Annotated in this window: 14 protein-coding genes and 2 tRNA genes; 6 read left to right on the top strand and 10 right to left on the bottom strand. The window is 65.3% G+C overall.

Annotated features, from left to right (window positions below):
* Positions 1 to 671 precede the first annotated feature (671 nt).
* The 6 genes from OV208_RS21305 to OV208_RS21280 form a co-directional block, all read right to left on the bottom strand.
* Positions 672 to 1,892 (bottom strand): hypothetical protein, encoded by a 1,221-nt coding sequence (locus OV208_RS21305; protein ID WP_267575710.1) that lies wholly within the window; start codon positions 1,890 to 1,892, stop codon positions 672 to 674.
* 290 nt (positions 1,893 to 2,182) lie between these two features.
* Positions 2,183 to 3,466 carry a serine/threonine protein kinase gene (locus tag OV208_RS21300; protein WP_267575709.1) on the bottom strand — a complete coding sequence of 428 codons (1,284 nt, stop codon included), beginning with the start codon at positions 3,464 to 3,466 and terminating at the stop codon, positions 2,183 to 2,185.
* A gap of 175 nt (positions 3,467 to 3,641) precedes the next feature.
* Positions 3,642 to 5,258 (bottom strand): serine/threonine protein kinase, encoded by a 1,617-nt coding sequence (locus OV208_RS21295; protein WP_267575708.1) that lies wholly within the window; start codon positions 5,256 to 5,258, stop codon positions 3,642 to 3,644.
* Positions 5,259 to 5,280: 22 nt separating this feature from the next.
* Positions 5,281 to 6,842, bottom strand: a protein-coding gene (locus tag OV208_RS21290; RefSeq protein WP_267575035.1) for an IS3 family transposase whose coding sequence is annotated in 2 segments (ribosomal slippage) — positions 5,281 to 6,380 and positions 6,380 to 6,842 — 1,563 coding nt in all. Because the reading frame shifts where the segments join, the coding sequence is not laid out codon by codon here.
* Between the two features lie 46 nt (positions 6,843 to 6,888).
* Positions 6,889 to 7,155: a hypothetical protein gene (locus OV208_RS21285; RefSeq protein WP_267575707.1), complete on the bottom strand. Its 267-nt coding sequence runs from the start codon at positions 7,153 to 7,155 to the stop codon at positions 6,889 to 6,891.
* An 11-nt stretch (positions 7,156 to 7,166) separates the two neighbouring features.
* Complete coding sequence (locus OV208_RS21280) at positions 7,167 to 8,078, bottom strand: DUF2381 family protein (protein ID WP_267575706.1); 912 nt, start codon at positions 8,076 to 8,078, stop codon at positions 7,167 to 7,169.
* 372 nt (positions 8,079 to 8,450) lie between these two features.
* Between OV208_RS21280 and OV208_RS21275 the strand changes: the two genes are divergently transcribed.
* The 4 genes from OV208_RS21275 to OV208_RS21260 all read left to right on the top strand — a co-directional run bounded on the left by OV208_RS21275 (position 8,451) and on the right by OV208_RS21260 (position 13,426).
* On the top strand, positions 8,451 to 8,738 hold the full coding sequence (locus OV208_RS21275; protein ID WP_267575705.1) for a hypothetical protein: 288 nt from the start codon (positions 8,451 to 8,453) through the stop codon (positions 8,736 to 8,738).
* Positions 8,739 to 9,060: 322 nt separating this feature from the next.
* Positions 9,061 to 11,976, top strand: coding sequence for a bifunctional DNA primase/polymerase (locus tag OV208_RS21270; protein WP_324291401.1), 2,916 nt, complete (start codon positions 9,061 to 9,063; stop codon positions 11,974 to 11,976).
* Positions 11,973 to 12,224, top strand: a complete 252-nt coding sequence (locus OV208_RS21265; protein ID WP_267575703.1) for a helix-turn-helix domain-containing protein — start codon at positions 11,973 to 11,975, stop codon at positions 12,222 to 12,224. The genes OV208_RS21270 and OV208_RS21265 overlap by 4 nt, the downstream gene beginning before the upstream one ends.
* Positions 12,221 to 13,426 carry a tyrosine-type recombinase/integrase gene (locus OV208_RS21260; protein ID WP_267575702.1) on the top strand — a complete coding sequence of 402 codons (1,206 nt, stop codon included), beginning with the start codon at positions 12,221 to 12,223 and terminating at the stop codon, positions 13,424 to 13,426. The genes OV208_RS21265 and OV208_RS21260 overlap by 4 nt, the downstream gene beginning before the upstream one ends.
* A 57-nt stretch (positions 13,427 to 13,483) precedes the next feature.
* On the opposite strand, the gene OV208_RS21255 is transcribed toward OV208_RS21260, so the two are convergent.
* Positions 13,484 to 13,559: transfer RNA gene (locus tag OV208_RS21255), tRNA-Leu, on the bottom strand.
* Positions 13,560 to 13,575: 16 nt separating this feature from the next.
* A tRNA-Pro gene (locus tag OV208_RS21250) sits at positions 13,576 to 13,650 on the bottom strand.
* A 359-nt stretch (positions 13,651 to 14,009) separates the two neighbouring features.
* On the opposite strand from OV208_RS21250, the gene OV208_RS21245 reads away from it, so the two are divergent.
* Positions 14,010 to 14,588: a TetR/AcrR family transcriptional regulator gene (locus tag OV208_RS21245; protein ID WP_267575701.1), complete on the top strand. Its 579-nt coding sequence runs from the start codon at positions 14,010 to 14,012 to the stop codon at positions 14,586 to 14,588.
* A gap of 2 nt (positions 14,589 to 14,590) precedes the next feature.
* Complete coding sequence (locus OV208_RS21240) at positions 14,591 to 15,469, top strand: N-acyl homoserine lactonase family protein (protein ID WP_267575700.1); 879 nt, start codon at positions 14,591 to 14,593, stop codon at positions 15,467 to 15,469.
* A gap of 58 nt (positions 15,470 to 15,527) precedes the next feature.
* Here the strand turns inward: OV208_RS21240 and OV208_RS21235 are convergent, their stop codons facing one another.
* Positions 15,528 to 16,529 carry an alpha/beta hydrolase family esterase gene (locus OV208_RS21235; RefSeq protein WP_267575699.1) on the bottom strand — a complete coding sequence of 334 codons (1,002 nt, stop codon included), beginning with the start codon at positions 16,527 to 16,529 and terminating at the stop codon, positions 15,528 to 15,530.
* A gap of 79 nt (positions 16,530 to 16,608) precedes the next feature.
* Positions 16,609 to 17,427, bottom strand: a complete 819-nt coding sequence (locus tag OV208_RS21230; RefSeq protein WP_267575698.1) for an alpha/beta fold hydrolase — start codon at positions 17,425 to 17,427, stop codon at positions 16,609 to 16,611.
* Positions 17,428 to 17,545: the final 118 nt, after the last annotated feature.

Here is a 17,545-nt window from a genome sequence, read left to right as displayed (position 1 = left end):
ACCTCAAGATAGGCGTGCTCCCAGTGAATTGCAGTCAGAGCGCGAAATGCAGTCTCTGCCACAAATGGTCCGGCTGTGCCTTCAAAAACCTGCATTAATTTTGCGAGTGTATTGGGGGTGAATTCTAGCCGGAGAAGGCTGGGCTGAGCTGCAAGCCGACCGGCGTACGCTCGATAAACTGTAGCAGGATCCGTCGGATTAAGGATCAAGGGGTCTACCTCCCAGATGTCAATACTGGGGAAGTAGGTGCGAATGAGAGAAAGAGGATAGCTGTCAGTCACCCCAAATACTTGGTCGGCTAGTTTAAGGCCTATGTCAAGATCTGCGAGTGGAGTGACTTCGTTTAATGAGAGAATAACTGCCATGAGTCCTGCGTTGTCGCTTGCTTGGGAAACAAACCCCCGCATCGCTGGAGCAGTGGACGCCAAAGGCTCTGTAAAGGCTATGTAAGCTCGATGGTTATCTGAAATCGAGAAGGCAATTTTCCCGGGCAGACAGCGTATTGCATGGTTGATTGTGCAATTTTGTATGGACTTTGCCTCATCGGCAGATGTTCCAATGTAGCGCTTTACGTTTGAGCCGATAGTGAGTCCCGTGATGCCTGATGGAAGAAGTTTTTCGAGTTTCTCGAAAATAGCGCGATGAGTTTCGATTTTATTTCTCCCCATTGTCTAGCGGGCTCGCCAATAGGCGGTCATTGATGAGAGTTCCTCTTGCGCAGAGAAGAAAACTCGAAAAGCTTCAACGAACACCTCCCGTTCGTAGTCGCCAATTTTGACAGACGACTGGGATGTTATTTCATTGAGGACTTCGAAATCCAGGAAGCCACCCAGCTCCTCGACAGGTAGGCCGGAGACGTGTTTGACGACTAGGTCGCATCGATGAATGATTTCCTCTAGCGAGCGTTCTTGTGAGGCCAAATCCTTTATTGTGCTTCCAGGTCTCCCGTAAATTCTTTGGGCCGCTGCTGCCATAAAACCAACGCAGGCGGGGACGCTGTCGAAAAGTTTGCGTCCAGAGGAGAATCGCCCACTAGGCACTGCTGGTTGGTGACGGGAAAAAGCGAAGTCAAGTTGGATGAGGCAAAGAAGTGTGGCGACAAAAGAGGAGAGGAAGTTGGCGTTTGAAACAGCATCCACCATGTCGAGGCGTGAAAACTGATCCGCCAGCACGGTCTCCGTGTCGACCTTCTCTTTCCTTAGTCCAAATGATAAGTACATCTCAATAATTTCGTTCGCCTGGAACTCACCTGGCTCTGTTCTTCTATGGTTGTCGTCGACGCCAAAGATTTTTATCTGCTCGCGCAGCTTTTCGGTTCTGCCCGGGACAAGATTGTCGCCGGCTCGATCTTGAAGTGCGGTGCGGATCTCGGACAATAGCGAAGTGTTGATTACTTCGATCTGGCGCCTCAGGTTCCATGGCACTTGCCCTGTATTTAGGACAAGCATTCTGTATGTGAGTGCGGATGTCTCTTTGACGAGCCAGAGTTCGACCCGAATTTCTCTGTCAAGAAGCTCTTTGCCTAATTCGTTAAATACGGTTGTGCGCTGCATTCCATCGATGATGGAGATGTTTGCTGTGGGGATTTCCTGTAGCGCATGATTCAAGTCGTCGTCACTCCATGAGTCTGATGCCTCAAGGGGGACGGCCGCGACAAGAATGCCAAGGACAACTGGCGGAAGAATGGCACCCAGCTCAAAGTCCGCACGCATTCTGCTGCGGATTCTGAGCGCCGATGTTGTTTTGACTGCGGCTCGTTGTCCTTCGATGCTGCCGCGCTGTTGGTAGGCACTCTTCGTGAGTTCCAAATACTGGCCGAGGGTTGTTGATATTAGTAGCGAGCGACCATCGATTCGGCTGTCTTTTTGGCGGTGGATGAGTTTTAGGTTCAAGGATTTCCTCTGCTGGTTCGGGGCGAACGATTAGCGGCGAGCGATTCTAGCAGAATGGACTCTGTGATGCAGCAAGGTGGAAATTTTGATGGACTGAGCACATGACGGTAGGGGCACTATTGAGAGTTTTAGGGGCGCTCTTCTGCGCAGACGCGTTCAGCAAGGGTCTGCACGTCCTTTTCAGCGGCCCGTCGAGCAATCCGACCAGAAGTGGTCTGCTGGTCTCCTTGGCTGCTGTGTGTCCGTCTGTCAATTTGGGTGTATTTGGTCTTTCTGGGGGCCTTTCAGGTTTAAGATTGAGGGCTAGAGCGCTTCGGTGAGTCGTTGGGTGCGGTTGTTGTTTCGTCTTGGTGTCTGTATTTTGTTGAATGTCTTTGCGGATTCTGGCGAGGCCCCGGTTCTGTGGAGGCCATGTCTGGGTTTTGTGAGTCGAGAATGGGCACGCCAATCCCGCCTTCATCGTCCGGGACGTCGATGTCCCAGAGCTGATTCTCCGTTTCTGCGAGGGCTTGCTGAACCTCCCTTACCGCGTCTTCCCCCGAGTAGGGCGGCGACTGTGCCAGCCTCGCGCGCAGGAGGCCCTCCAGTTCCGATGCCGTGGCGAAGCGCTCCGAGGGCTCGGGCCTTAGCAGCGTGTGGAGGATGTCGCGCAGCGGCACGGAAAGGCCCTCCGCCGCGCGTTCCACGTCCACGGAGCGGTAGGATATGGCGCACCGGATGATGTCCTCCGCGAAGGGCGGCAGCGTCAGTCCCAGCGAGGCCACGGACGCCGCCAGCACCTTCTCCCGCTCCTCCCGTGACAGCCGCGCCTCCACACCGTCCGCGAGCAGGTGGCCCGGGTCGTAGAGGTGCCGCCCCGTGGCGAACTCCAGCAGCGTCAGCCCTAGGGAGAAGAGGTCCGCCCGTGCATCCACCGCGTCGCCCATCAGCGCTTCGGGCGCGGCATAGAGGACTTCCCCTTGGGGCCGGGGGAAGGACGTCGCTACGCGGCCCGTCAGCCGGGAGAGGGCCACGCCGAAGTCCATCATGCGCACCTCGCCGTGTGGCCCCAGTCGGATGCGTCCCGGGTTGATGTCGCGATTGACGATGCCCAGTGGCGTGGCCGCTTCATCCGTGCGTGTGTGCGCGTAGTCCAGCGCCGCCGCCACCTCCGCACCTACGTAGAGGACGAAGGATTCGGAGAAGTAGCGTCCGCGCGCCTGGGCCACCGATAGCAGCGTGTTGAGGGACAGGCCCTCCAGGTTCTCCATCACGACGCACAACCCATGCGTCATCTCGACAAGGCCATGGACACGCGCGATGCGCGGGTGCTGGAGGTAGCGCGCGAGACGCACCTCTTCTTCCAGGCGCGTCCGCGTGAGCTGGAAGCCTTCGGGAACCTCTTCGTCCTGCGGTAGGGGGATGCACTTGAGCACCACGCAGTCGCCCAGCCCTTGGGGCGTCCGGATGAAGGCGAGCAGGACGCGCTCCCCAAGCCGACCCACTCCCAGGTCCCGGAAGAATTCGTATGAGGTATCCCCTTGAGTGAAGAGCACGACGCCGCTGGAGAGCGGAGGATTGGGCGGGTGAGCCATGCGGTTATCCCTTGCGCCCGCGCGAGAGGAGGTCGCGCGAAGGAAGGTTCAAGGTAGGGCTCGCGTCGCCTACGGGGAACGACGCAGTAGGTTCAACGTTTCCCGGAATCCCTCTCACTCCGGGTGAGAAGGACAGGGCCTGAATCGTAAACAGGCGTTACGTCGGGCAGGCGCCTCAACGCCAACGTTTGACCACGACGCCGGACATTTGACGGCGGGCCACGATCTCGCCCGGTTTGGAACCTTCATCGGTGTGCCATCCGAAGTCATCCTGATTACCGATTTCGATGCAGACCGGCACTCGCTGGCCGTTCGGAAGACGGGCCTCGGTGTAGCGCCCCAGGAGCAGGTCCTTGTTCCCCGTCCACAGGTAGCCGGAGAGCAGCGTGCCCTTGGGGAGTGCACGGAGCACGTCGTCGTAAACCTCACCCGTCACGGGCCCCTCGCGGTAGACCCCAGGACCACCATCGCCCTTCTGACGCGTGTCCACCCAGAAGCGGACGGGGTGTTCCGGACGCGTCCGTGACCCCTTCACGGGGTCCGCAGCGAACATCCACTGGCGTGCGGCCTCGGGGCAGTCCGCGGGCTCGGGCCGCACCTGGGCCCCCGGGCACCCCACCTGGAGGGCGGCGGCGGCTGTCAGGCCCGCGCATGTCTTGAGGAATCCTCCCCACTCCGCTGGAGGCCACCCCTGGGAGAGGGCCAGAGGCTTGGGCTTCCTGGTGGAGGTGGCGGGCGGAGGCGACAGGGGCGAGGGAGCACGCTTCACGGGAGGACTTTCCTTCGGCTCGGGGGCGGACACGGGAGAGGCTACGTCAGAGGGCATCGTGACGGGCGCTGGAGGCGGAGCAGGTGCCTTCGACGCTAGGGCCTCCTGCCGTGCGGAGGAGGGCGTTACCGGCGCTCGCAGTGACGCCGGAGGAGGCTCCGAAGGCGTCGTGAAGCGCCAGAGCACGAGGCCGCCCAGGAGCACGGCGAGCCCCGCCACGAAAGCCCTTCGCGTGTTCGCGAGTCCAGGCCGGGCAACCGGGGTAGGCACCTCTTCTGACGGCGTGAGGGGCGACGCTTCGGAGGCGACCTGGACAGGAGGCTTGGGAGCATGGAAGGGCTCCCGCCACGCGACTCCCACCTCGGGCAGCAGCCCCGCCAACTCGCGCTTCATCACCTCCGCCGTGGGGGCTCGCTTCTCCGGGGCGCGGGCAACGAAATGGAGGACCGCCGCGCCCAGGGCCGCTGGCACCCGAGGGTTGAGCGAATGCGGCGCGGGCAACTCCAACCGCCCTCCCAGGAAGATGGAGGGAGGATCACTCACGGGGCGCGCAACCGTCAGCAAATCGTAGAGGCAGATGCCCAGCGCGTAGATGTCATCCGTGGCCTTGAACTCATAGTGCGCTTCGGACTCCTCGCCGTGCTCGCGCAGGAACTTCGTGGCCTCGGGGGAGCGGTAGCGCCGGGTGCCGGGCGGCAGGATGGAATCCGTCAACGTGGGCGCCTGCGCGTAGCTGCCGATGCCGAAGTCCAGCAGGAACGGCTCGCCGTCGGAGGCCCGCACCAGGATGTTGTTGAGCTTCAGGTCCCGGTGGAAGACGCCTCGCGCGTGAACGTGGGCGAGTGCGGAGGCCAGCTTGACGAAGAGGACTGTCACCTCGTGCGCCGTGGGGTGCATCCGCTCCATCCACTCGCCCAGCGTGCAGCCCTCCACGTAATCCACCACGACGTAGAGCCAACCCCGTGTCGCATCCCTCCACCGGCCATACGCATGGGGGCGCACGATGTTGGCGGTGAGCGTCAAGGTAGTTGTCGCATGAAAGGGTTCAGCCGATGCGCTTCAGTTCCTGTCCTTCCGGTGAGGGGTTGAGGCGCACGGGGCCCGCGGGCGTCCAGTCGCGCGTGTCGCGGCTCCATCGCTCGGGGTGACGTGCGCGAGCACGCAGGTACACCTGGTGGCGCTGGGCGAGCAGGGCTGCGTCGAGGCCGAAGTGCCTGGCTTCCGGCGTGACGAAGCGGATGGCGGAGTGCCGGTGCTCGGTGTTGTACCAGGTGACGAAACGCGCCACCCACGTGTGCGCATCCTGCGTCGAGGCGAAGGCTCGCTGGGGGAAGCAGGGGCGGTACTTCAGCGTGCGGAAGAGGGCCTCGGAGAAGGCGTTGTCGTCCGAGACGCGAGGCCTGCTGAAGGAAGGGGCCACGCCCAGCCATTGCAGCGTGGCCAGCATCGTGGCGCCTTTCATGGGGCCGCCGTTGTCCGAATGCAGCACCAAGCCCTCGGGGCAGCCCGCCTCGTGCCAGCTGTCGCGGATGAGGGCCGCGGCATGCGCGGAGGACTCCTCCTCGTGGACGCGCCAGCCCATGATGCGGCGGCTGAAGACGTCCACCACGAGGTAGAGGTAGAGGAAGCAGCCCTTCACCGGGCCCTTCAAGTAGGTGATGTCCCAGCTCCACACCTGGCAGGGGGCGCTGGCCGTGTGCTCGGCCTTGGGGCGCGGCGTGGGCGGCTTCGCGGGGCCCCGGTGGGCCAACTGGCCCGCTGCGCGCAGCACCCGGTAGAAGCTCGCCTCGCTGGCCACGTACTCACCCCGGTCGGCGAGTCTCGGCACCAGCTGCTTGGGCGAGACGTCGCGGAACTCCTCGCTGTTGGCCACCGCCAGCATGCGGCGCTTCTCCGCCTCCGAGAGGCGGTTGGCGGGCCGGGTGCGCGGACCGCACCGCCCATCCTGCGCGGTGGCCGGCTTGCTCCAGCGTTGAATGGTGCGCGGAGCCACCCCGAGCCGCTCGCAGACGGCCTCCAGCCGCACGCCCTGCTGGAGGGCCTCCTGCACGTGGGCGAGCGTCATTTCTCGCGCCTCTCGTCCGCTGCGTCGTCCTCGTCGTCCAGGTGTCGCTCGTCCCAGCCCGTCGCCTGGAGTTTTTTTTCGAGCACCAGCAGCGCCGCCGTCTCCGCCAGCGCCTTCTCCTTGCGGCGCAGCTCGCGCTCCAGCTCCTTCACCCGCTTCTCCGCCGCCGCCAACCGCCTGCGCTCCTTGGCCGGCAGGGCTTCCGTGGCCGCACCCGCGAGGGCCTGCTGCCACTCCTTCAGCTTCTCCTCGTGCAGCCCCTCGCGGCGCAGCAGCACCCCCAACGCCTCGCCTGCGAGCCCCTGGGCCGCCACCAGCACGCGCAGCTTCTCCTCCGGCGTCCACTTCTTCGGTCCAGACGGCGGGGCGGGCTTTTCCTCGGGCGGGGGCGTCATCGCCGCCAACTTATTCGCCTCCCGCAACCACTGCGACAATGTCGGCTGCGACACGCCCACCTGGCGAGCCAACGCGGCGGCACTCACCGCGCCCGGGCCCACCATCCGCTTCACCAACTGCGCCTTGAATCCATCCGTGTACGGCACTGCGTCCTGCCTGCTCTCGCCCCCAAGGCGTGGTCATCCCGGCCGCTCAGCCGAGGCGACAACTTCCCTGACACAGGGGGTTGGGGTGGCCGCTCACCTGGGCGAGGCAAACCAATTCCCGCATCAGGCGCGCGTCCGACTGCTCCGCGTCCCCGCTGCTGGCGCGGCGCATGGCCATCTTCAGCGCGAACTTCTGGCCGTCCTTCTCCACGAGGTAGACGGCGCCGAAGCCCCCCGCCCCCAGGGGCTTCACCACGCGCCAGCCGTCCACCATCTGCCCGGGTTTCAAGCTGGAAGGAATGAAAAGCACCATGGCCCGCGCTTCTAGAACACCAGGGAGGGGATGAGAAGGCGCCGCGCCCCTGTGCTGTCGCGCAGCTCTACCCGGCGGTCGGAATTCACGGGCCAGTCCTCGCCACGGAATTCCATCACGACCCGCACCTTCTCGCCGGGGGCGATTCGCGGCTCCTTCATCGCCACTGTCGAGGCTCGGGGACGTCCTCCCTCCTCGGGGAACAGCCGGGCCTCCGTGGGCGCCCAAGGCGCCGCCCCTTCATTCGTGACTTCAATCGAGAGCGCGATCCACCCCGTCCCACGGAAGGCCGTGACACGCTCTGCCTTCAGACCGTCAGTGAGCCTCAGTGACCCGACTGTGAGATCCTTCGCTTGGACACCGGCTACATCCATCGTCCCGGTCAGGATCATGCCCGAGGGACCCGAGACCGCGCTTCGTGCCCGGAGCGCGTCCAATTCGGCCTCCTTGCCCGAGCACACGGCGCGCACCTCGTCCAGTTCGGCCTGCACTGCCTCGGCCGTGCGTGGCAGCCGCATCACCTGGACTTGCACATCCACTTGAGTGGCGTTCGTGACGAGTGCGAACACGGCCCGCGCCGGAGACATGCCGTCCGCAAAGGGAACAGTCAGCAGGATGCGTTCACTCGCCGCCACGTTGGCCGTGGGCTTGAGCATGATCAGCCGCTCAGTGGCCACAACCAGTTCCAAGCGGTCTCTGGCGTCCCCCAGCTTTACGCCCGCGCGATCCACGGAGGAGTCAAACTCCAGCACCGTGACGGAGCCCGAAGCGACGTGCAGGTCCACCGGGTTGCCGGTTGCCGCCTGGGCGAGCATCACCCGCCGCTGCACCAGCTCACGCCCGCGTGGGGGCTCCTGAGCCGTGACGGTTGTTCCCAGCAGGAGAAGGGACAGCATCAGCAACGGACGGGAAACCAGGAGCACCGGCAGGCAACCTCCGAGAAGACGGCGCCGACCGTAGCAGGTGCCCTGGGCTCGCAGGTCTCCGCGCGTCCCTCGCCTGCGGTTGTTTCGGCAAGGAATCAGGGGGTACGCCGCGCATAACGAGGCCCCGCGTTTTTCCTGAGAATTTTTCGAGCGTGTGGGACCGCCGAGCAAGGTCTCTCGGGGCGACGCTTCGGAAATCGGAACCGGGGGGAGCCATGGACCTGCCGCAGCGGGCAGTGACGCTGAACCGCTCGGGTCCACGAGCCACAAGCAAGGGAGCGTCGGCGGCCTCTGCCATCGGAGCGTGAACCACCTTCGGAAATCGCACCCATTTACAGGACGCGAGGTCACATCCAACGAAGGACAACCATGTTTGAAGCTGTCGAGAGCTACCGCCCTCACATCATCGCGGCGCTGGGGGACGCGGGCACCCAGGGCCTTACCGTGAAGGAGCTGCGCGCGCGCCTTGAAGCCGGAGAGGGCGTCATCCGCCGCACCCTCACCCTCCTGCTGTGCACGGGCGTGGTGCGCGAGGCTTTCCGCTACACACCCGGTGTGCGGGGCGCTGTGCCACGGGCCTATACCCTCGTCCCAACCGGCGACTCCATGTTGCCTGCCAGCCCCACAGCCGCATCGGAACGCGTGGTGACGGAGTGACTGACTGGTCTGGCGTGCAGGGTGTGGCGTCGCGCGGCTTCAACATCGGCCGAATGGCAATGCGGCACTGTGGGCGCCTCCTCCGGTTCCAGTGCCCCAGTCGTGAGCCCCCGCCCCGATGCCCCACCATGTCGGGGCGTGAAGCGGGGCAGGTCACGTTCCGCCAAGTGCGCGTGACCCCAGCGTTTTTGCTTGTGGCGCCTCTCCCTGCCCCGCCTGCCCCGCCTGTTTTAGAGAAGAGAGAGAGGACGACGAACACAGCCCCCAAGGCGGCATTTGCCAGTCATTCAATTCCTCTCATTCCTCTCATTTGGATTCGTGTGTGTTCCACCGGGGCGGCGGGGCAGCGGGGCAGGTCGCCAGCGCCCCCGGTGATTCCCGAGGGTTAGCCCCGCCCTGCTTTCTGGTTCGCCACCCGTCCTGCCCCGCTTCGCTCCCCAACGCCATCGTGGCGGCCCTCTGGCTCGCCGCGAAGGCCCGCCCATTCCCTCCTGTCCCTGGAACTGTCGTGGACGCCATTCACCTGGATTCGACTCCCTCACTGGAAGCTGCGGCCCTGAAGTACGCCGGGCGCGGCTGGCGTGTCTTCCCCTGTTACGAGCCCGCTCGCACCCCCTCCGGCGCCCTCATTTGCACCTGTCCGAAGGGCGAGCGATGCGGCAACACGGGCAAGCACCCACGCACCGCCAACGGCGTGAAGGACGCCACCACGGACGCGGTGGCCATCCGCGAATGGTGGCGCCAGTGGCCTACGGCCAACGTCGCCATTGCCACGGGCGCATCCTCCGGAATTGACGTTGTCGATGCCGACGCCAAGGCCGACGGAGTCACAACGCTCTTCAAGCTGGAGGCCGAACGGGGCGCATTGCCCGACACCGTCACGGCTCGCACCAGCGGCGGCGGCTGTCACATCTACTTCCGCCACGCAGGCATGGTGTCGAAGGCCGGCAGCATCGCTCCCGGTATCGACACGCGAGGAGACGGTGGATACGTCATCGCACCTCCCAGCCTCCACCGCACCGGGGAGCGGTACGCCTGGGTGGAAGGACTCGCACACCACGAAATGCAGCTTGCGGAAGCGCCGGAGTGGATCCGCAACGTGGCCCAGCCGAAGCGTTCCCGTTCCGTCCCCGCGCTACCCGCCAACACGGTCACCGCGTGGCAGCCGCCTCTCCATGACGGCCTTACGGAGGCCCAGCTCAGGAAACGGCTGCGCGCGACGAGTGAATCCAAGCACGCCGCGACAGTCGAACGAATGCTGGCGGGAGAAGAGCTTTTCCCCTCGGGCCACCATGACGATAACCTTTGGGCCTTCATTTCGTACCTGCGTTTCAAGTGCCCCGAGGCGTCGGACGCAACGCTCTTGCGACTCCTTGAACCTTCCGTGTGGGCCATGGCGTGCGATGACCATGATGCGCGCGAAGCGGCCCGGCTTCTCCTGCGGGTTAATGCGGAGTACGCCGCGTCGCGGTCGGATTCCGAGCAGGTCGCCGCAGCGTTGAGCGGCAGAGGGGGCCCGCGTACATCCTTGACCGCAGACAGCCCATCGCCTGGAGAGCATCCCGGCGCTGATGACTGGATGGCAGCTCCGGGCTACGCCATCTACGATGGTCAAGCTCTCGGCATCTTCAAGTTCACCGACAAGGGCAACCTCTCCACCATCGCCTCCGCCCCCATCAACATCACGGAAACGGGCGATGACGAGCACGGCACCTGCTACGTGACGGTGCGCTGGCTGTACGGGCAGCGCGAGCGGGTAGAGACAGTGCCGCGTGCCAAGGTGTCGGGAAGTGACATCCTGGAGTTGGCTGGAAGAGGCGCCCCGCTCACCAGCAACAACAGCAAGCGGGTGCAGGACTTCCTCCAGGCCCAGGAGCAGCACTCTCACGCGAGCTTGCCCCGGGTGCGCATCTTCACCCAGAGCGGCTGGTCTCACGACTTGCAGAGCTTCGTCGTGGGCCGTCAGGTCATTGGCGAGCCCGGCAGGGTCATCATGCCCGGAGACGCGGCCTTCCTCGACGCGCTGAAGCCGGCGGGTTCGGCGGGCGAACACCTGCGGCTGATGCTGGCCGTTCGGGACAAGGGACCCATCGCGGAAATGGCTTGGGCCGCTGGCTTCGCGGCGCCACTGCTCCGGCTGCTCACCATGCGCAGCATGTGTCTGTCCGTTTGGGGCCCCTCCGGCGCGGGCAAGTCCGCCGTGCAGGCCATCACCACCTCGGTTTGGGGACGGCCCTCCGGACTGAAAATCAGCGGCGACGTTTCGTCAGCCGCGTTGCAGGGAGAGCTGGCCCGCCACCGCGACCTGCCCACCTGGGTGGATGACACGCAGCTCACGCGAGAGCACATGACCAGCCTCATTGCCTACCTTGTCGGGACAGAGACGAGCGGCGCGCGAGCGACCCAGACGGGAGAGCTGCGCACGCGCAAGACGTGGCGCTCGCTGGCTTTCATCTCCGGGGAGAAACCGCTCTTGCAGGTCGGCGGCGCGGCGGGCGCGAAGAACCGCACATTGGAGGTCTGCGCGCAGCCGCTGGGTGACGCGGCCCTTGCCTCGCTCACACACCAGGGCCTGGAGAAGCACCACGGACACGCGGGGCCACTTTTCATCCTGGAGCTGATGGCGCGGTACACGAGCACGGACCGGCTGGAAGAACTCCGTGAGCAGCACCGGCAGCTTGCCTCCCAAATGGCCACCGAAACGGCAGAACAGGCTCGCTATGCGGCGCTGCTGGTGCTGGCCGACGTGCTCGCGCGCACGCTCGTCTGCGGCGAAGAAGAGTCACGCGCACGGGCCGCCGCAATCGACGCGGGGCAAGCCTTCTGTGCCGCCGTGAAGAAGGAGTCCCGGGAGACACAGACGACTGCCGATGCGGCTTACGAACTCATCACGAGCCACGTCACCGCGCACTGGACCGCGTTCTCGCAGCCCGTCGCCTTCAAGCGCCCCGGCATGGTGCTGGCCGAGAAGGACGCCAGCGGACGGAGCATCGTCGCCCTCTTCCAAACGACCATGCAGGAGATCGCGCGGGAAGGGCGCTTCGACACCCGGCAGGTGATGACGGAACTGGTAACGAAGGGACTGGCGCTCAAGGACGAAGGACACCTGACGCGAAAGGTGTCGGTCGAAGGCAAGCGCGTGAGGGCCTACTGCGTGGTGCTGGACGACGCGCGAATTGAAACGGGGCGCACGCCAGGCCCCGCACGGGGGGCCCGCATGATGGAGGGGAAGCCATGAGTGCGCGCGCTGATGATGAGCAAGAAGTCAGGGGCACCCGCGAATCCAGTGCGTCCGAACCCGGTTTCCTGACGGTCGAGGAGGCCGCAGCGCTCCTGCGCGTGAACCGGAAGACGCTCTACGAGTCGATCCGGCTCGCTCAGGTTCCGGGGGTGATCCACATCGGCCGATCCATCCGCATCCGCAGCGATGCGCTGTTAGCATGGCGACCGGGTAACGGCGGTCCTGCGCTCGGAGTGAAGCCATGAGCGTCAGACTGCGGAAGTGGAAGACGAAGGAGGGCAAGGTGCAGGAGGCGTGGTGGGTGGACGTGAAGTACCAGCACCCCGATGGGAGGGTGGAGCGAGTCCGCAAGGCATCGCCCGTCAACACCCGCCGGGGGGCCGAAGAGTACGAGCGCCAGATCCGCCACGCCTTGCTCACGGGAGCCTTCGGAAAGGAGCAGACAGAGAGGAAGCGCATCACCTTGGCGGAGTTCGCACCGCGCTTCATCACCTACAGCGAGAACAACAACAAATACTCCAGCGTCATCAGCAAGAAGCAGATCCTTGACGACCACATCCTCCCTTTCTTCGGGGAGAAGCTTCTGGACGTCATCGGCCCTGCGGAGATCGAGGACTTCAAGGCGCTCCTGCGCAAGAAGAAGTCCGGTGCTCATGCACGGAAGGTCTGCGCCACGAAGTCCGCGCTTCGCAAGCGCAAGGACGTGAAGCCCGCGCCTTTGAGCCCGAAGACAATCAACAACGTCCTGACGGTGCTCGGCAAGCTCCTGGTTGTCGCGAAGGAGCAGCAGGTCATCCAAGAGGCTCCGCGTGTAAAGCTCTTGGGGCGCCTTGCCAAGCCCGCTTTCGACTTCCTCACCTTCGAGGAAGCGGACCGGCTGGTCGCTGTCGCTGAACCGGAATGGAAGCCACTGATCCTGGTGGCGCTCAAGGCGGGGTTGCGGCAGGTCGAGCTGATAGGGCTCCAGTGGAGCGACCTGGACTTGCCGCGTGGAAAGCTGCGCGTCCGGCGCACCATCTGGCGTGGCGTCGCGGATCTGCCGAAGGGCGGACGTGAGCGGACGGTGGATCTGCCTGCCTCCGTGGTCGAAGCACTCAGGACGCACCGGCATCTGCGCGGGCCCTACGTGTTCTGCCAGCAGGACGGACAGCCACTGACGGCCAGCCGGATGCAGTCACCGCTTCCTCGGTTGCTGCGACGCGCGGGCATCACCCGTGAGCAGGGCTGCATTGGTTGGCATGATCTCCGCCACACCTACGGCAGCCATCTCGCCATGCGCGGCGTACCGCTCAAGGTCATCCAGGAGCTGATGGGCCACGCGGAGATCGCGATGACCCTGCGGTATGCCCACCTCGCTCCAGAAGCCCGGGAGAGCGCGGTTCAGCAACTCGACAGGCCCGTGCCTCGGTTCCATCCGACGCCGGAGGGGCACATTGGGGGCACATGACGCTGACGGGATGAGAAACAGCCCAGCAACCCGTTGAGATTGCTGGGCCTGAAGGTGTGCCGAAGGCGGGATTCGAACCCGCAACCTCCGCGTTCTGAGCGCGGCGCCTCTACCAAGATTGGGCTACCCCGGCGTGATGCGGTGATGAGTCGGGACGACTGGATTCGAACCAGCGACCTCGCGCGCCCGAGGCGCGCGCTCTGACCAGACTGAGCTACGTCCCGATGTGAGGTGGATCATCAAGGGAGGACCCGGACATGACCGAGGCCGGGTCCCCCCTCGGGAGCCCGGCCTCTGGCCCTGCGTCTTCCCTGGGTTCCAGGGAGGCGGGGTCAGGTGCCGGGTGGACTGCCGCGGAAGGAGGCGATTGCCCATTCCAGGCTGTCGGGAGCGGGGACCGGGTCGGGTAGTGGATTCGGGTTCAGCTCGTTGCGCGTCGTCATGGTCACCGCTCCTTTCGGGGATGAGAGACGCGGCGGAACTCCGTCCCTGACACGCCCCTGCGACGTCGTGCCCGCTCGCCCGCTTCCGGCTGTCTGAAGAGGTATTTGACCTGGAGGTACAGAATGCGTAGAAGGCCGTCATGGCACGCCCACGGAAGTTCAAGCCCGAGGCCGTCGTGGAGAAGGCGATGGAGGTCTTCTGGACGAAGGGGTACGCGGGCACGACGCCGCAGGAGCTGGGCGAGCGGATGGGGCTGGGCCGGGGCAGCCTGTACAACACCTTCGACAGCAAGCACGGCCTCTTCGAGCACGCGCTGCGCCACTACCTCGAACACGAGTCGGTGAAGCTGCTCGCGTTGTTGAAGCAGCCGGGTTCGGCCAGGCAACGCCTGCGGGGGCTGATGCTGGCCATCATCCGGGTGGACCTCGCGGATCCGGAGCGCCGGGGCTGCATGGCCATCAACACCGCCATCGAGCTCGCCGGGCGTGATGAGGCCGCGACGAAGCTGGCCGCGCGCATGTTCGACCAGACCGAGGCGGCGTTCCTGGCCGTCATCGAGGAGGGCCAGCGCACCGGCGAACTGGCGGCCTCCCTGGATGCTGGGGCGCTGGCGAGCCTGCTGCTCAACACCCTCACCGGATTGCGCGTGCTCGGAAAGACAGCCCAGGACGCCACGCGGTTGGAACGGATTGTCGACACCGTCCTGAAGGTCTTTTGAGCATGCCCCGAATCCCTTCCATCCGACTCGTCGCGCTCCTGCTCGGGATGTTCACGGGCGCATGCGCGAACCGTTCTCCGGTGGCACCCGAAGCACCGGGGGCCGCAAGCCTCCCCTCCGTCCGCCTCTACGCGCTGGACTGTGGCCACATCGACGTGAAGGACATGGGGTTCTTCGCGGACCGCAGTCCACCGGGAGGGCGTCCCGGCGAGCTGGTCGTTCCCTGCTTCCTCATCCAGCACCCTCGCGGCACGCTCCTGTGGGACACGGGGCTGAGCGATGCCCTGGCCCGACAGGCGGGCGGCGCGGAGGACCCCGTGGGCAATCGCTTGCGGCTGGAGACATCCTTGGGCGCGCAGCTCACCCGGCTGGGACTGACCCCCGCGGACGTGCGCTACGTGGGCTTCTCCCACCTGCATGCCGACCATGCCGGCAATGCCAATGCGTTCACGGCATCGACGTGGCTGGTGCAACGGCGTGAGTTCGACTGGGCGACCCAGACGCCGACACCCCTGGGCGTGGACCCGGGAGCCTTCTCCTCCTGGCGTGAAGCGAAGGTCCAGTGGCTGGAGGGGGACTTCGATGTCTTTGGCGATGGCAGCGTGCGCATCGTCTCCACGCCGGGCCATACGCCCGGACACCAGTCCCTGGTGCTGCGGCTCCGGAAGGCGGGGACCCGGGTGCTCTCGGGAGACCTCTGTCACACGCGTGAGAACTGGGCGCGACATGGAGTGCCCGCGTTCAACACCAGCCGCGAGGACACCCTTGCCTCCATCACCCGCGTGGAGGCCTTGCTGAAGGACTCGCACGGACACTTCATCGTGCAGCATGCTCCGGAGGACTTCCAATCCCTGCCGACGTTCCCCTCGGCGCTGGAGTGAGCGAAGCGCATCCGCCCCACCGTGGGTGCACGGTGGGGCGGACTCGCGGTCCGGGGCTTTAGCGCGAGTGCTGCTTGAAGAAGTCCCACATGATGGCGGTGCCGTCGGGCCCGGCGGGGTCCGCGAACGGATAGGCGGGGTTGCCGCCCGGCCACGCGTGGCCCATGCCTTCAATCTCATACTGCTGGACCAGGAGCACGCCGCCGGTGACGTAGTTCCTCACCGTGTACCTACGGCCTCCCGGCGAGGTGGCGGAATAGGTCTGGGCGGGCGAGTTCGACACGCTGTTGTTGTTCGCGCCGTCATCCCCGTAGTCGTTCGTCTGGAGGAACTGGCGCACGGTCTGCGTGCCATTGATGGGACTGACGACATCGTCGGCCGTGCCGTGGACGACGAGCACCGGCACCTTCCGGCGCGGCTTGCCGGAGCAGGCCCAGGCGTCATACCCCCGGTCGTCCGGCGAATAGATGCTGCCAAACTTCATGGCGAAGAGGCTGCCGGAGGCCGTGGTGGCTGCCTTGTACATCGCGCCCGCGCCCACCATGCCGGCGGTGAACACATCCGAGTAGCAGGCCAGCAGGATGGTCGACATCACCGCGCCAGCGGAGACGCCTCCCACGTAGACACGGCGCTCATCCACCGTGTAGTGGCCCTTCACCCAATCCACCATGCCGACAATCACTGACGGCTCCAGGCCGCCCCGCTCCTGGTTGATGGAGAACATGAAGTTCCAGCACTGGGTGCCATTGGCGAGCATGGCCTGGTTGGGATAGAGCACCAGGAACTTCTCCTGGTCCGCCTTCTCATTCAGCCGTGACAGGCCGGCGAACTGGTCGGGATTCTGGAGACAGCCATGGAGCCCGACGACCAGCGGGAGCCGCTCCCCGGGCTGGTAGCCCGTGGGAACCCAGAGCTGGTAGCTCCGGGTTCCCCCGTTGCCGCTGTAGATGCCATGGACCCACGAGCCCGCCTGGGCCTGACTGGCACCCAGCATTCCGAACAGCGCGCACAACCCCACGACCGCCCGGCAAAGGGCGCCGACATTCCGAGTCACCGACATCTGACTGCCTCCTGCTTCAACGAGGCCGCGGAATGCGGCCTCGGGAAGTTGCGGATGCGTCGGCGCTCGGGGCGGGGACTCAGCCCGTGTGGAGCGCGTCGCGCGAGGGGCCTTCGACTTCCCGGAGGAAGCCCTCCACCGCCTCGACGACCTGTCCGGGTTGGTCCACCGGCGCGGCATGGCCGGAGTCCGTCAGCACCTGGAGCCGGGCCTTCGCGAGCAGGTCCACGTAGGCCTGCTTCTGCGCCTGGGGCGTGTAGTCCCGTTCGGAGTGCAGCACCAACACGGGGCAGGCCACGTCCTTCAGCCGCGCGAGGACGCTCCACCCGAGCAGCCCCTTCGTCGCGCGCAGGTAGACGTCCGGTGCGTTGGAGCCCAGTCGCTCCACCGCCTGTCGCCGCAGGGACTCCTGCTCCGGCTTGGGAAACAGCTTCTTCGCCACGATCTTCGCCAACCCCTGGGGCCCCAGCGCGCGCAGCGCCAGGAGGCGCGTCAGGTACGCGAACCGCTGGCGCAGGGTGCGGGGGACCATGTCCGGCCCGCTGTTGATGACCACCAGGCTGCGCACCAGGTCCGGCCGGTCCACCGCGAGCTGGAAGCCCATCATCCCGCCCATGGACAGCCCCACGATGTGCACCGACGACAGGCCCAGCCCGTCACACAGCGCGGCGATGTCGCGCGCGAAGAGCGCCACGCCGTAGGCCCCCGCCGGCTTGTCACTGCGGCCGTGGCCCCGGGCGTCCGGAATGAGGAGGCGGTGGTGCGCGGAGAGCCGAGGCGCCACACCCTCCCAGTCGCTCCCCGAGGACCCCAGCCCGTGCAGCAGGAGCACCGGCGCGCCCTCGCCAGACTCCTCGAAGTGGAGGGTCACGCCTTCCTGGGTGCGAAACGTGGGCATCGGCAGGGCCTCTTCATCCTGGGGGCAGGCCACATCGGGATGAACGACTGTTCAGAGGTGCGTTAGACTTCACGGTCGTTGATGTCGTTGAAGGCTATCTGAACGAACGTTCGTTTCG

Origin of the sequence: Corallococcus sp. bb12-1 (assembly GCF_026626765.1) — a bacterium.
Taxonomy (GTDB): domain Bacteria; phylum Myxococcota; class Myxococcia; order Myxococcales; family Myxococcaceae; genus Corallococcus; species Corallococcus terminator.
Note: the sequence above shows the minus strand (reverse complement) of the source record. Positions and strands in the feature narration are given on the sequence as shown.

Excerpts from the sequence above, each read along its gene's own strand:
- OV208_RS21300 (WP_267575709.1), bottom strand. The coding sequence starts at position 3,466 with ATGGCTCACCCGCCCAATCCTCCGCTCTCCAGCGGCGTCGTGCTCTTC.
- OV208_RS21285 (WP_267575707.1), bottom strand. The coding sequence starts at position 7,155 with ATGGTGCTTTTCATTCCTTCCAGCTTGAAACCCGGGCAGATGGTGGAC.
- OV208_RS21245 (WP_267575701.1), top strand. The coding sequence starts at position 14,010 with ATGGCACGCCCACGGAAGTTCAAGCCCGAGGCCGTCGTGGAGAAGGCG.
- OV208_RS21275 (WP_267575705.1), top strand. The coding sequence starts at position 8,451 with ATGTTTGAAGCTGTCGAGAGCTACCGCCCTCACATCATCGCGGCGCTG.
- OV208_RS21240 (WP_267575700.1), top strand. The coding sequence starts at position 14,591 with ATGCCCCGAATCCCTTCCATCCGACTCGTCGCGCTCCTGCTCGGGATG.
- OV208_RS21260 (WP_267575702.1), top strand. The coding sequence starts at position 12,221 with ATGAGCGTCAGACTGCGGAAGTGGAAGACGAAGGAGGGCAAGGTGCAG.
- OV208_RS21235 (WP_267575699.1), bottom strand. The coding sequence starts at position 16,529 with ATGTCGGTGACTCGGAATGTCGGCGCCCTTTGCCGGGCGGTCGTGGGG.
- OV208_RS21265 (WP_267575703.1), top strand. The coding sequence starts at position 11,973 with ATGAGTGCGCGCGCTGATGATGAGCAAGAAGTCAGGGGCACCCGCGAA.
- OV208_RS21230 (WP_267575698.1), bottom strand. The coding sequence starts at position 17,427 with ATGCCCACGTTTCGCACCCAGGAAGGCGTGACCCTCCACTTCGAGGAG.